The organism is Petroclostridium xylanilyticum (assembly GCF_002252565.1).
Classification (GTDB): Bacteria; Bacillota; Clostridia; order SK-Y3; family SK-Y3; genus Petroclostridium; species Petroclostridium xylanilyticum.
In genome coordinates, this window is sequence record NZ_NPML01000013.1 from 67,672 (window position 1) to 82,617 (window position 14,946).

The following is a 14,946-nucleotide window of genomic DNA, read 5'->3' on the forward strand; positions in this document are numbered from 1 at the left end:
CATTGTGCCAGCTTAAATAGGGTAATATTCTTCAAATATAAAATATACGCCCTCTAACAGAAAACATGGGTGCATTAATAGACGTACATGATAACCAGTTAAAAGTTATAGCTGAATAGCCTAACCCATTTAGTAAAAAGGGCTAATTTTGGTGATTAGCCCTTTTTGAGCTCGAAATTCTGAATCTTATTCCTCATATTCATATTCAAACGGTTCATAAACCATCGGTATTCCACATGCTTTTGCAACCATTTCATCCAGCGCTACAAGGTCTTCCTTATTTACCTGACTTAGTTTTGTTTTCCCCAGAGCTTTGATTCCTTCCCCAATTTCTTCTTTACAGGCATTAAGGAACTTTTTCAATGATTCTGCCGCTTCTTCTACATGAAGCTTGCTTTCACCCTTTGCATGGTGCCAAACCAATTGTGTAGGTGGTTCATAGGGCAATACCTTTAAAATCTGTGTGTGTGACATTGCAAAAAGAGCAATCGATCCTATATAAACTGCATCTGCTCCTAATGCGATAGCTTTTAACATATCTCCCGGCGTTCTTATCTTTCCGCTGGCAATCAAACTAACACTATTTTTAAAGTTGTTTTTATACAACCATTCAGCCGCACGGTTTATCGCAAAAATTGCAGGGATGCCAAAATCGTCCTGTAATATGGGAGGAGCTCCCTTTGTTGCTGCTTCGGCACCATCGAGGGAAATATAATCGATACCGCTGTTACAAAGAATATCCAGGTCAGCTTCAAGATACTTGCCGGCACCTATTTTAGCACCGATGGGAACACCACCGCTAATCCTTTTTAACTTGTCTACCAATGTCGGAAGCTGCGATGGATGATTTACCTCCGGCTGTCTTGAATGGGCAACAATATCTTTTCCTGGCGGAAACCCATACGCTTCACGCATCTCATTGTCTATATATTTTGCATTAAAAACATGTCCTACTCCTGCGATTGCTCCTTGTCCAAATTGAATTTCAATGGCATCACAATTGGCAATATCTTCTTCCCTTTTTCCCCAGGTTCCTCTGTGATATTGATAAATATATTTTTTGGCTGCCTGTCTCTCCTCTTTAAGCACAGGCCCTTCCCCTGAACATATTGCTGTACCTGCCAGAGCAGCCCCTTTCGCCAGGGCAACCTTTGCTTTCTTACTGAGTGCTACACCATAGGCCATTGGTGCAATCATTATGGGCATTTCAATTTCAAGAGGTTTTTTAGCCATTTTACCAATTGTTACTTTCACATCTATTTCTTCTTCAAAAGGTGTAGGCATAACATATAATTGAGAGATAGAAAACATCAGGCTGTCCATGTTGGGAAACTTCTTTGGTGTGCCCATGGGTCTGGAAATTGCTTTACCTTCTGTAGCTCTAAGATGTGTCTCCATTACCTCTTTTATACCTATTCTGGAGGTAGACGATACAAGTTCATATAAATTCTCATCATAGATGTCCGTCATAAGTATTCTTCCAATATGACTATTCGCGGACTGTATGGCTTTTCTCCCAAGCTGTTTTGCACCCCATAATCCTGCTACAGTACCTGCTGCACCTGCCCCATAGGTGATTATCTTTTTTGTATCTAGCTTTTTTATCTCTTTTTTTAGATTCATTTTTTTTAGTTTCATAAATAATGCCTCCTTATTAGATGAGAAACTTCCGGAAAAAGATTCACACCTATTAAGAGTATTATTTGCTCAAATTAAATTTTTAATAAAATTATATTCACTTTTTATTTTCGTTTTTGTCTCTATCGTTTTCATAACCACACTTTTCGCAAATATAAACTCTATCCCTAAGTTTCAAGTCTTTTATGAATTTTCTGGATTTTTAGTATCTGTTTTTCTATATTCGCAGATTTAGTGGCAGATTTTCCACCTCTCTTGTAATGTTTTTACTGACACTCCTATCATTTCAGCAAATTCTTGTGGTTTATAATTACTCATATGTTATACCTCATGAGTATATGTTAACACATATGAGTATTTTTGTCGATGTTTTGGTGAACTACCACCGAGACAAGCAACGGTGGCTTCGTGAGAGGTTTGGTATTTAAGTTTCCACCTTAACAGGCAACCCTTACTCTCAACGGGAAGGACACTCTCCCTTTATCCCTCATAGTTTTTACTATTTCGGGAATACATTTCTCTTCTTTTCTTAGTATATTTAAACTTCCATTAACATCTGCATTTACTAATCCAAAGTTTGATTTAAAAAGTCCTCTAACTACTCTACGAGTTTTGTTATAGTATTTTTTATTTATAGGTTCTAAATCGAAAGCACTGCATCCACTTGTATAACTCTCTTCCTTAAATTTAACCTCAATCCCTTGTAATTTAGCCTTATACTTAATTAGTTCTACTAATTTTTGTATAGGTATTTGAACAAACGATTTATTATAATTCATATTTAGTTTAAGTCCTTCAATTTTGCCTATAACAATTTTGTAAACATTATGCTCTATTGCTTTATCTATAATATTTTTACTTACTTTATGAAGATAATCATTGATATAATTTTCTCTGTATCTTCTTAATGAATTAATCATTTTAGTATTTTTGAATTTATCAGAACCTATTTTTTTCATTTCAATACTTTGATAATAAGAAATTTTCTTATTTACAAAAGCATTTATACTTTTAAGTTTTTTACCACAAAACAAGTAACTTTGATTACCTTCTTTAAATGTTAACGTTGCAAGATTATCTAAACCTAAATCTATAGCCATAACATTAGTTTCTTTTGCTTTTTCTAATTCTTGCTTATTGTAAATTATAATTAAATACCATTGTTTTAAAGAATTATCCCACTTAATTCTTACTTGTTGTATCTCATCCCAATTTATAAGGCTTTGAAGTTTATCTGAAACCTCAAAATTTAAACTCTCTACCTCAAATTTTTTCTGAACTGTTTTGGAAAGAGATAACATTAGCCTATTTTCTTTAAATCTTATAGCAAGATTGGTAAATATAATCTCATTCTTTCTTTTATCTGTATTTTTAAATTTTGGAGGTTTTGGAACTCCATTATATTTACTTTTATTCTCCTTATAATCTTTAATACTTGCAAAATAAGATTCCCAATTTTGCTCTACCACTTTAAAACAATGTTGTCTTGTATGGCTATGTAAATAATCACAGTGCCAATTATTTTTATATATCTTTTCAATTTCAACATAAGGCTTAAATCCATTTTCTCTTAAATCATAATTAACTATGTTATAGAGTTTTGTTGTATGAAATGATAATTCTTCTATAATCTTTAATTGTTCTTCGTTTAATTTAGGTTTAAATTTGAATGCTAATTTCACTTTTTTCACCTCCTTTACATTTTTATCTATGTATTTATTTTAACATGTCATTGATACATGGTCAACTATGTGGTAAAATTAATTTATACTATTTAGGAGGTGCTTAAAATGGCAAGAAAAAATATTAATACAACAATAGATGAAGATTTATATACTGAAATTAAAATATTGGCTATTAAATTAAAAGTCAATGCTAACGACTTAATCGAAGAAGGTATGAAATATGTCATTGAAAAATACACAAGAATGTTTAATTTTTAGGCATTTAACCTAAAAATTAAAGGCACAATTCATCCTCCGAGATAAACAACGGAGGTTTTCTTGTGCCAATATTATAAATTATTATGTTCTTCCTAAAAGTTTTGTTCTGCATGTATATAAATAGATGATAAACACATTTTTACTCGGATAATCTTTTTATTAGGATAATTCAGATTCCACCTCGCGATGGACACCCTTGCCTTCGTCTAATGGTTGGTGCTATCAGCCCCCGTAACGGATTTTCACCGTCAAGGTCGAGCGTATGCCGCGCACACAAAAAAAATAGTCGGAATACCGTTTTTATCCGGCTTTCGGCTTGTTAGTTACATTGGTCTTTTTGCTTTAAGTCAGAAAACCGTGCCCTAACTCATATCTAATTCAGATCAAGGATTTATAAGGACTTTCAGACTCTGTTTCCCCGACATTACAGTTTCAAGTCCTTTACTGTACTCATCAAGACTAAACCTATGTGAAACAAGTTTATCAACCTTCACTATACCCTTTTCGAGAGCATTGACTGCCCGGTCAAAACAGTGTGTCTGGGCAAATGATCCAATAATTTTATATTCATTTGAAAAAATTTCGTATGGACTTATAGTGATCCGGTCAGCATCGTTACATACGCCATAAATTACAATTTTTGATCCTTTTTTAGCATATTTGAAACATTGCTGGGTTACAGTTGAAGCCCCTGTTGCATCAATAATGATGTCAAACCCCCTTGGATACATGCTTTTAATTTTCTTTTCATGGACACTTTCATCCTGCCTGTCCATGACCACAGTCTCACCTATACCAAGTTCTTCTATTATGTCAAGTTTGAACTTGGATGGTGCTGCAACTACAAGATTACCTGCACCCCCATATTTAAGCAGCTGAGCAAGTATGATTCCAGTAGGGCCTGCTCCAAAAATCAGTATATTATCACCGTTTTGAACATCTATCATGTCCATTCCATGGATTGCGCAGGCTGTCGGCTCTGCAAATGCAGCTTGATCAAAGCTCAAATTATCACTTATCTTAAAGACCTTATCCTGGTTTACAACTACGTATTCCGCAAACCCGCCAGGTCCTGTACATCCCAGGGAATAGAAATTCTCACAATATAAGGGCTGGTTCCTCCTGCAATAGTAGCATTCACCACATAGAATGGTGTTGTCAGCAACAACTCTGTCACCCTTTTTAAAAGCAGTAACTTTAGACCCTACGAATTCGACGACACCTGTAAATTCATGACCTGGTGTAAGCGGAAATTGAGATATAAATTCTCCGTTGTGTATATGGACATCCGTCTTGCAGATGCCGCAGGTAACAACCTTGATTAAAACCTGGTTTTCCTTGCATTTTGGTGTCTCGGCCTCTATAATGTTAAATTTCCTAGGCTCTGTATATACCAAAGCTTTTATAATCAATCACTCCTTTGCATTGAATGCAATATTCAAAATAACAATTTATAACCCCTCTCACCATCTACGAATGAAAAGGTTGTGGGGTCGACCCCCACCGGGCACGATAATTGAAAAGTCTTTAATAATTAAGGGTTTTATTTAGTTTTTTATCTCAAAAAATATATGAAAAGGGACTCAACCCATAGTTTCATATTAGTTAGCCCCTCTCATATATTTAATTTTCTTCCATATAGCAAAATCATTAAAACACCAGCCCATTCTGTTTATTTAATTAAAATAAACAGTTATTTCGGCAGTTTGGATAGATACTTAAAAGACTCCTGTAAGTCAGTGTACAATTTCTTATAAAGTTCATAATATTCTTCATACTGCTTTCGTGCAGAAAGATTTGGGTACTGTATACTTTTCTTTCTGATCAAAGTGTCACAAGCATTTTCTACAGAATCATAGATACCTGCCCCTACCCCTGCAAGTATTGCATTGTACACCCCCTGATTAATAATAGTCCACAAATGTTTGTGCTATATAAGTTCCCTAGCCTATTTTTATAACTGCCTTAACTACATCTTGTTTATTGTTGATTACGAATTCAAACGCTTTTGCAACATCATCAAAAGCAAACTCATGAGTTACAATTCCAGATACATCAATAATGCCATTTGAAAGTGCTTTTATCGCTTGTGGATAGATATTCCTGTAACGAAATACTGATTTAATTTCCGCTTCTTTAGCCATAATTTTTGCAAAGTTATATTCAATAATATCTTGAGGTGCTAAGCCAACAAGAACTATACACCCACCATTTTTTACAAGATAAGGGGTATGAGCAATAGTTTTGGCAGATCCTGCAGTCTCTATTACAACATCAACACCTTTTCTATTCGTAAGTTTATCAATTTCAGCTAAAACATCCGTTTCATCTGCATTTATGACTGTTGTAGCCCCCAGTTTTTTAGCATATTCAAGTCTTTTTGGAATAATATCTACAACTGTAATATCAGTTGCACCAAAAGCTTTGCAAGCAAGAAGTGTTACTAGCCCGATACAACCTGAACCAAGAATGACAACTGAATCTCCCAATTTAACGTTACCTTGCTTTGCCGCATGCATGCCAACTGCCAATGGTTCAACGAGGGCTCCCTCTTTTGTAGAAATTTTATCTGGCAACTTAAATGCCATATTTTCCGGAAATGCAATATAATTCATTAAACAGCCGTGATAGGGTGGAGTGGCTAGAAACTCCACATCCGGGCATAAATTATATCTGCCAGTCTTGCAGAATTCACACTGACCGCAGGTGCACCCTGGTTCTAATGCAACTTTATCTCCAACCTTTAGATTTTTTACGCCTGGTCCAACAGCAGCTACAGTTCCTGCACATTCGTGTCCCAGTATAAAATCACCATTGACAATAAAATCACCTATCTTTCCATGCTCCAAATAGTGCACGTCAGAACCACAAATTCCTACATATTCAAGCTTTACAAGTACTTGTTTCTCTTTTGGTACGGGGACTTCGATTTCCCTTATTTCCATTTTGTTGAGACCAGTCATGTACGCTGCTCTATTTTTCATTTAATAACCCTCCCTAATGAAAGGGTAGTGTCAAACGCCACCCTTTTTTGTATCATTTCGCTCGATAACTTATTAACAATATTATTTTTTATTCCATGTATTACCTTGCCTTCTATTCTTTAGCACAAATACTGCATAGTAGGTAACGTTAAGTTAAAAATATGCGTGAACACATTGTGCTCACGCATATTGGCTGCTTATATGAAAACATAATGTGATTATACTTTTTTAATTCCTGCTAAAGAGTATTATTTAATTGCTCCAGCTTTTTTAAGCAAATCAATATATTGATCAACATTATCCTTGGTAATTAGCGGGTTGCCAATATCTATATCTATTTGCTTTTCTTGGCCTGTTAAAAGCTTATTGCTAGTATCCAGTATTTTCTCAGCAAGCTCAAAAGCATTTTGCAGGCATGTGGAAGTCATCCTGCCTTCTTTTATAAGTAGAAGCGCTTCAGCAGTCCCGTCAACACCATATGCAAGCATGTCTTTATATTTGGGATTATCTTTTACAACTTCAAGTGCTCCTGCAGCCATGTTATCATTCATCGAAATAACAGCATCAATTTTGTCATTAGCCTGTACCCAGTCTTCCATATACTTCATAGCTTCATCTTTGTTCCAGTTGGCAATTTGCTCACCAACAATTTTTACATCAGGGCGTTTGTCAAAGAACTCTTTCTGCCAGCTTTTACGCCTTTCATCCGCATGGAAGTTGCCAGGAGGTCCGTTTAATACAACTACTTTTGCATTCTGCGGAATTTGTTGCACAGCTGCACGTGCATTAACTGCTGCCTGTTCATAAGGATTAGCATCTACCGAAGACGCGCCTTGAATGCCGGAAATACGTGCGTTTGTTGTAATGGCGAATATACCGGCTTTAACAACCTTTTCTACGTATGGTCTCTGAGCTTCACCGTTGTTTGGCTGTACGATAATTAAGTCATATTTGCTGGCTATGGCGTTCTCAATCATGGAGTTCTCTTTATCATCATTAGCTTGCCCATCGAAAACATCAAGTTTAATGTTTGGATACTTCTTCGCTTCGTCTTTTATTGCATTTGCAAGCCAGGCAGCAAATGAGTCGGCTTGAGCACGAGCTACATACGCAACTCTATACACTTTCTCTCCGCCACCCTTGCCACTTTGATCAGATGATGTTGATGCAGGAGGTGTTGTCGCAGTTGACCCGCATCCAGCCAGTAAAACCAGTACTAGCAACATTGAAAACACGCTTAAAATTGTTCTTCTCATCTTTCTCCCATCCTTTTTTTAGTTTATTTTAAACAGCCAAGCTGTTTAATCCAGTTGTTAGTAAAAATAACAAGAGTTTACAATTAATTTCTACTCATTATTAGCCTTATCTAATATTTATGCTTTTTTATCAACGCCCTTATCCTCTATTCTGCCTAACATACTCTTTGTTCTGCGGTTCTTTGAACGGATATCGTAGATTACAGCAAGTGCAATAATTGCGCCACGAATTATTTGCTGCATATAGGAATCTACATTTGTCAGGTTCATTATATTATCTAGAAAACCAACAATGAACGCACCGGCAAGTGTACCACCAGCAGTACCAACACCACCAGAAAAGCTTGTTCCACCAATAATTGCTGCTGTAAGAGCAGTAAACTCATAATTGATAGCACCATTTGGAAGACCTGCATTTACACGGGACATAAATATAACACCTGCAAGTCCTACAAAAATGCCATTTATAATAAATGCGGTATATTTAACCTTATGAACGTTGATCCCTGAGGCAATTGACGCTTCTTCGTTGCCTCCGACAGCATATAGAGAACGTCCAAATCTTGTATGATTTAATATATACCACGTAAGAATTGCAAATGCCACTAGAAAAATTACAGGAATAGGAATTATCCCAATTGACCCTTGTCCTAATACTACAAAATCTCCTAGTTGGAGGATATTCTGTCCTTTAGTGAAAAGGAGTGCGACACCACGAGCCATTGTCATCATTGACAATGTGGCAATAAAAGGTGGTGCTTTAAAAGTACTAATCATGAAGGCATTTATTACATTACATATAAGCCCGGTCAAAATACCTACTAAAATTGCTACTAACAATGACCCCGTCGATTTATAAACAGATACTGCAAACACTCCTGAGAGGGCAAGTACAGAACCAGCTGACAAGTCAAGCATTCCACATATTATAAGCATAGTTTCGCTGAATGCCAGAATAGTTGTTACTGACAACTGCCTTGAAATGTTTGTCAAGTTGTTTACTGATAAAAAGTTAGGATTTGCAAGCGAACAAATAATAAACAAAGCTGTTAGAACCATATAAATGCTGTACTTCTTTTTTGCTGTACTCCAAAAATTATTTCTTAAATCCATTTTATTTCACCTCATTAGATGTTAAAGTTCCAGTAGCATATTTCATAATGAGCTCCTGTGAAAAATCTTCTCGATTAATCTCGCCTGTGATAGTGCCTTTGGCCATTACATAAATCCTATCACACATACCTATTAACTCAGGAAGTTCAGAAGAAACCATGATAACAACTTTACCTTCTTTGACCAGATCAGTCATGAGCTTATATATCTCAAATTTGGCGCCCACATCGATACCCCGGGTAGGTTCATCTAAAATCAAAATATCCGGATTTCTTATCAGCCATTTGGACAAAACTACTTTTTGCTGGTTACCACCGCTCAATGATGCTATAACTGTATCAAGTGTGAGTGTTTTCACTCTCAATCTATTAAATATATCAGAGACAATATTTTGCTCAACTTTCTTATGGCGTCTGAAACCATAAAAGACTTTTTTCAGGTAGGATATAGTTGTATTTTCCATAACAGACCGCATTGGAATTATACCGTATCTCCGCCTATCCTCAGAAAGCATTACCATACCGTTATCTATACTCTGTCTGACGTTTTTAATATTAACTTCCTTACCCTTAATTTTTATAATACCGGATGTTCTAGGATCCAGTCCAAACAGAGAACGCATAACCTCGGTTCGTCCAGCTCCCACCAGTCCTGCAAATCCAACAATTTCACCTTTTCTGGCATGAAAGTTAATATTATGGAACACGTTAGTACAATTCAGGTTTTCAACTTGGAGCAAATCCTCTCCAATTTCAACTTGTTCCTTTGGATATGTGTTGGTAAGTTTACGTCCTACCATCAGGGAGATAATCCTTTCGATGTCCAGTTCTTCTTTAGGGTGGCTCTCTACAACAGTTCCGTCTCTAAGCACCGTTATCCCATCGGCTATCTGGAAAATTTCATCTAACTTATGAGATATGTAGATTACACTTACTCCTCTAGCTTTAAGTTCTCTTATTTTTACGAATAGTTTTTCTACTTCCTTAAGTGTGATTGCAGAGGTCGGCTCATCCATTATGATAATATCGGACTTGTAAGAAATAGCCTTAATAATCTCCAGCATTTGGATATCAGATACGGTTAAATCCTTAAGCAATGTAGTAGGAGCATAAGGTAAATTTTCTGCTTTTAATAACTCTTTTGTACGCTGTCTTACCTCCTTCCAGTTAACTTTACCAAATTTGTTCACGGGGAGATTCCCAAGAAAAATATTCTCTTCTACCGTCATCTCCGGAACATAATTCAACTCTTGAAATATCATTGAGATGCCTAAATTCCTCGCTTGCATGGGACTGTTTATTTTGACAGGTTTTTCATCAATGTAGATCTGCCCTTTATCCGGTTGATAAATTCCATTAATAATTTTCATTAATGTTGATTTCCCTGCCCCGTTTTCTCCGCACAAAACATGCACAGAACCCTTTTTAACAGCAAAATCAATCTTATCAAGAGCTTTAACCCCCGGAAAGGATTTTTCAATTTGAGATACCCTTAGTTTAATATTTTCTTTCATTTTCTTCCCCCATAAGATTCTCTTGTTTAAAAATTTCTCAATCTAATCCTTAAATCAGACTGGAACCTCACATTATGAGATCTCACTCATAACATTTTTCAGCTAAACCACTGCAGGTATTCCATCTTAATTTATGTGATTTTAATAACACTTTTGTAAAACGTCTTTAATAATATTATACAATTTTTTGTATAAAGTCAACATATTTTAAATAAAAATATATACTTCTTTAGTATATTTGTTTAAAATTCACCATGAAAATTTATGCATAAAAAGCATAGCAATGTAAAAAGTTATGGCAACGCAAGGCGTAAAGGGTCAATTCGCCCATTATATAAAATTATTGCCGGAATTATTAAGGTCAAGCATAAACCCTGATAAAACCGGCAATAATCATTATTGAAATACAATATTTACTTGAAATTTTTGGGGCTGAACTTCTTACCGGAAACACAGTATTCGGTTCCCATACACAAAATTAATATCAGCCCCCTAGAAACTGTAAACTAAACATTATTAATAAAATTTTCAACATGTTGTAAGGCCGCACCAACAGCTGTAGCCTCCAATTTATATTTACAAACATGTAGATATGTTCCATCAACTTCAAATGTATTTCTTTTAGATACTAATTCTCTTATATGCTCAATGTATTCATCCAAGTACGCTCCAACATATCCACCTAGAATAACATTGCAATCGTAGAGCATTCTCAAATTATTAATAGTGACAACTAAATGCTTAAGATATTCTTCCCATAGAGCCTTTTGAGGCTCACTATTTAATCTTAAAAGCCTAAAAAACTCAGCAATACTTCCATTTGTGCTGTCTGATAAAACTTTAGCTGAACAGTATGCATCAACACAACCTTTTTGTCCACAGTAACAAGTACGGCCGTCTGGAACAATTGTCATATGTCCAAATTCACCGCTGCGTTGATTTTCCCCTGTATATATATTTTTACCTATTATAATAGCTCCACCAACACTATTATTAAGAGAAAGATATACAACATTTTGTATATTTCCTTCGACCCACAGTTCTGCCAAACCTGCAGCATTAGCATCGTTACTCAAAATGCACGGATATGGTATAAATTCAGAAAAACTCTTTACGCTTCCGCCCTTAAAATCAATAACTGTAGCGTAACTTACCGTTTGTTTATCATCTGATAATATCGCAGGTAAAGCAATACCAACTCCTAAAATTTTACTACTTTCAATTTTACAATCATCGATAAAGTGTTTTACTAAGTTACCAACTCCTTCAAAATACTCTTTAGAGTTTACAAATGGATACTGCTTTCTTTCATTTTTAATCACCTTGCCGCTTAAATCAATTAATACAATTCCAATGTGATTTCGAGTAATATCTAATCCAACAGCAAATTTTGCAGCACTATTATATGCAATTGCCTTTGCTTTTCTTCCCCCTGTAGATTCAAACAAACCTGTTTCAATCACTAAATCTCTTTCTTGTAATTCTTTAATATTTTGTGTAACAGTGGGCAAACTCATATTTAGAGTATAAGCAATTTCTTGTATAGAAATAGGATCATGCTTATATAAAAATTTATATATAGCATTTCGATTAATCTTTTTTACTTCGATGCTATTCGCTCTCTTAGTTGCCAATTTTCTGACCCCAACTTTCATAAAAGTCTTTTTACAATGTATTTATTTTACTACATTTTAATTGCTTTTGCAATGACCTTGTTTCGAAATTTCGAAATATCATGGTAAATTCATGAACCCATTTCCTACCAAAACCTTTTTACAAGGCTTTTTAAAAAATGCCATTTGGAAGTTCGAGATATTTCCTTAGCCACTCTTCTTTTTTCTTAGCCCAGACTTCCATCTCCTCCCATTCGTTAAACCCGCAAACCGATGCAACTACTGCTATAAATAATACATCAATCAATTTATGCCAAACTTTACCTGTCTGTCTTGGATCAAATCTTATCATAAAATGTTAAAAAAGCTCCCTTTATATTTTTTATTGACCATCGATATCCCCAATCTAATTTATATCTCTAGTCAATATCTTACTATAAAAGGATTTACTTTTTTACAGGTAATTTATTCATTGGCTAAATGTTCCTTCATGAATTTGCCGTGATAAAATTCTGTTCTAAACAGATTGCACATTACACCACTGCTCTAAAACCACAGGAATTTCCCGGTCTAAAACAATTTGTCTGCTGTCAATAATACATCTATATGCCCATAAATTGACACCTGCCTGACAAGCCTTTCTTAAGGCTATTCCAAAATCCTTATCCGTCCTGTCATTAGGCATGATAGCATCAGCATCTTCCCTTTGAATAATAAATATAACACCTGTTCCCTTTCCTTCTAACTTTAACTGTGTTAATTCTTCCAGGTGTTTTGTACCTCTTGCAGTAGGAGCATCAGGGAAGTATGCCTTTCTAGCCTCCACAAGCGTGACGCCTTTTACCTCTATGTAATACTCTTTGTCTTGTGAAAAAAGTCCAAAATCAAACCGGCTATTTCCTACAGACACTTCCTTTTTTATTTGTTTATATTCACTAAACTGGCTAAATTTTTTCTGTTTTAACATTTCAAATACAATCCTGTTGGGAACATTGGCCGAATCAATAGATACCCATACTCCGTCTTTTTTTACTAACAACAGGCCAAATTGTGTTTTGCGATTCGAATTATTAAACTTTCTCACAAGTACTGCAGCATCATCCACCAAAAGCTCTTTTAGTCTGCCTGTATTGGGCACATGAACCAGGTTATCCACTCCATCTATATTCACAATTGCTTCAAATCTATTCAACCTTTTTCTGAATTTACCTTCTACAAGCTGCCCTTCAATCTGCAAAATCATCACCCCAAAAAAGCATAAGTTATGAATCTTTTAAAGTCTACATCTATGTTCTATATAGTTCACAGTTAACAGTTCTTGGTTCACAGCAGCAAACGATTTAATAGCTTTTACTGTGAACTGTGAACCGTAAACTGTGAACTTATTTACTTTATCTGCCATGTGAAATCATTATCAGTAAATATATAATAAAATATTAATACCCAAAAACTGCGTTAGTCTTTCAAGAAAACTAATTACTTTCTAGTTAACGCAGTTTTTGGGCTATCTTAATCTCAATCTGAATCTAAGTCTTAATTTTAATCTCTCAAAATATTAATATCTTCCCCGCTAAGCACCTTCTTCATATTTCTCATGGAACACATCTTTCCACACATGGTGCAGCTATCTTCATGCTCAGGAGTAGATTCCGCCCTGTACCTTCTCGCCTTTTCAGGGTCCATAGCCAATTCAAACATCCTGTTCCAGTCAAGGTTTGCCCGGGCTTCACTCATCTGGTTATCCCATTCCCTTGCTCCCTTGATGCCTTTTGCGATATCTGCAGCATGGGCAGCTATTCTTGCTGCAATGATACCTTCTTTCATATCTTCCAACGTAGGTAGCCGAAGATGTTCTGCAGGAGTCACATAGCAGAGGAAGTCAGCTCCGTTCGCAGCTGCAATGGCCCCTCCGATTGCACTGGTAATATGGTCATAGCCGGGGGCTACATCCGTTACGATGGGTCCTAGTACATAGAAGGGTGCGCCGTGGCATAGTCTCTTTTCCAGCATCATATTTCCTGCAATTTCATTTAAAGCCATATGTCCCGGACCTTCTATCATAACCTGCACATTTCTTTCCCATGCTCTTTTGGTAAGCTCGCCTAATACAATCAACTCCTCTATCTGTGATGCATCGGTTGAGTCATGTATGCTGCCCGGTCTGCAAGCATCTCCCAAACTGAGTGTAACATCATATTTTTCACATATGTCTAGGATTTTATCAAAATATTCGTAAAATGGGTTTTCCTTTTTGTTTAGCTCCATCCAGGCAAACATTAAAGAACCTCCGCGGGATACAATGTTTGTAAGCCTTTTATTCTTTTTAAACCTTTCAGCTGTAGCCCTATTAATTCCGGCATGGATGGTCATAAAATCAACACCGTCCTGGGCATGTTTTTCTACTACATCCAGGAACTCCTGCTCCGTAATATCTTTTAACTCTTTGTCATAAAATCCTACAGCATCGTAAATTGGTACCGTACCGATCATTGCCCGGGAAATATTTATCAATTTCTGTCGAAACTCTTGCGTTTTACCATAGGAACTTAAGTCCATAATCGCTTCTGCCTTTAACTCTAACGCCTTTTTTACTTTTTCTATCTCTACATCTATGTTGCAGCAGTCTTTTGATATGCCTAAGTTTACATTAATTTTTGTCCTTAAGCCTTCCCCTACGCCCTCAGGGTCTAGATTAGTGTGATTTTTATTTGCTGGAATGACTACTTTCCCCTGTGCAACCAATTCTCTTAAAAGGTTAACATCCATTTTCTCTTTCTGGGCAACAATATTCATTTCCCTTGTAATAATACCTTTTCTGGCTGCATCCATTTGAGTCGTATATGCCATCATATTCCATCGCTCCTCATATTAAAAATAGAACTTAAT

The 14,946-nt window shown here is 35.8% G+C and carries 13 protein-coding genes; 1 reads left to right on the top strand and 12 read right to left on the bottom strand.

Going from position 1 to position 14,946, the window contains the following annotated elements; translation table 11 throughout:
* Positions 1 to 186 precede the first annotated feature (186 nt).
* Both CIB29_RS08050 and CIB29_RS08055 read right to left on the bottom strand, forming a co-directional pair.
* Complete coding sequence (locus CIB29_RS08050) at positions 187 to 1,638, bottom strand: FMN-binding glutamate synthase family protein (protein ID WP_242965109.1); 1,452 nt, start codon at positions 1,636 to 1,638, stop codon at positions 187 to 189.
* A 437-nt stretch (positions 1,639 to 2,075) separates the two neighbouring features.
* Positions 2,076 to 3,320: an RNA-guided endonuclease InsQ/TnpB family protein gene (locus CIB29_RS08055; RefSeq protein ID WP_094548561.1), complete on the bottom strand. Its 1,245-nt coding sequence runs from the start codon at positions 3,318 to 3,320 to the stop codon at positions 2,076 to 2,078.
* A gap of 108 nt (positions 3,321 to 3,428) precedes the next feature.
* Here CIB29_RS08055 and CIB29_RS08060 point away from each other — a divergent pair, with 108 nt between their 5' ends.
* Entirely contained in the window at positions 3,429 to 3,581 is a 153-nt protein-coding gene (locus CIB29_RS08060) for a ribbon-helix-helix domain-containing protein (protein ID WP_094548563.1), read from the top strand.
* A 383-nt stretch (positions 3,582 to 3,964) separates the two neighbouring features.
* Here the strand turns inward: CIB29_RS08060 and CIB29_RS08065 are convergent, their stop codons facing one another.
* From CIB29_RS08065 to thiC, 10 genes are all read right to left on the bottom strand, one after another.
* On the bottom strand, positions 3,965 to 4,993 hold the full coding sequence (locus CIB29_RS08065) for a zinc-dependent alcohol dehydrogenase family protein (RefSeq protein ID WP_242965110.1): 1,029 nt from the start codon (positions 4,991 to 4,993) through the stop codon (positions 3,965 to 3,967).
* A gap of 281 nt (positions 4,994 to 5,274) precedes the next feature.
* Positions 5,275 to 5,502, bottom strand: coding sequence for a hypothetical protein (locus tag CIB29_RS08070; protein ID WP_242965111.1), 228 nt, complete (start codon positions 5,500 to 5,502; stop codon positions 5,275 to 5,277).
* Positions 5,503 to 5,524: 22 nt separating this feature from the next.
* The gene (locus tag CIB29_RS08075) at positions 5,525 to 6,565 is read right to left on the bottom strand and encodes an NAD(P)-dependent alcohol dehydrogenase (RefSeq protein ID WP_094548565.1); all 1,041 of its coding nucleotides are present in this window, start codon (positions 6,563 to 6,565) and stop codon (positions 5,525 to 5,527) included.
* Positions 6,566 to 6,813: 248 nt separating this feature from the next.
* Positions 6,814 to 7,821, bottom strand: a complete 1,008-nt coding sequence (locus CIB29_RS08080; protein ID WP_094548567.1) for a sugar ABC transporter substrate-binding protein — start codon at positions 7,819 to 7,821, stop codon at positions 6,814 to 6,816.
* A 117-nt stretch (positions 7,822 to 7,938) separates the two neighbouring features.
* A complete protein-coding gene (locus tag CIB29_RS08085) occupies positions 7,939 to 8,934 on the bottom strand; it encodes an ABC transporter permease (protein ID WP_094548569.1) in 996 nt (331 codons plus the stop codon).
* Position 8,935: 1 nt separating this feature from the next.
* Positions 8,936 to 10,447 carry a sugar ABC transporter ATP-binding protein gene (locus tag CIB29_RS08090; protein WP_094548571.1) on the bottom strand — a complete coding sequence of 504 codons (1,512 nt, stop codon included), beginning with the start codon at positions 10,445 to 10,447 and terminating at the stop codon, positions 8,936 to 8,938.
* Positions 10,448 to 10,953: 506 nt separating this feature from the next.
* On the bottom strand, positions 10,954 to 12,081 hold the full coding sequence (locus CIB29_RS08095) for an ROK family transcriptional regulator (protein ID WP_094548573.1): 1,128 nt from the start codon (positions 12,079 to 12,081) through the stop codon (positions 10,954 to 10,956).
* A gap of 151 nt (positions 12,082 to 12,232) precedes the next feature.
* Positions 12,233 to 12,412, bottom strand: a complete 180-nt coding sequence (locus CIB29_RS08100; protein WP_094548575.1) for a transposase family protein — start codon at positions 12,410 to 12,412, stop codon at positions 12,233 to 12,235.
* 165 nt (positions 12,413 to 12,577) lie between these two features.
* The gene (gene sfsA, locus CIB29_RS08105) at positions 12,578 to 13,297 is read right to left on the bottom strand and encodes a DNA/RNA nuclease SfsA (RefSeq protein ID WP_094548577.1); all 720 of its coding nucleotides are present in this window, start codon (positions 13,295 to 13,297) and stop codon (positions 12,578 to 12,580) included.
* 302 nt (positions 13,298 to 13,599) lie between these two features.
* Positions 13,600 to 14,907 (bottom strand): phosphomethylpyrimidine synthase ThiC, encoded by a 1,308-nt coding sequence (thiC, locus tag CIB29_RS08110; RefSeq protein ID WP_094549162.1) that lies wholly within the window; start codon positions 14,905 to 14,907, stop codon positions 13,600 to 13,602.
* Positions 14,908 to 14,946: the final 39 nt, after the last annotated feature.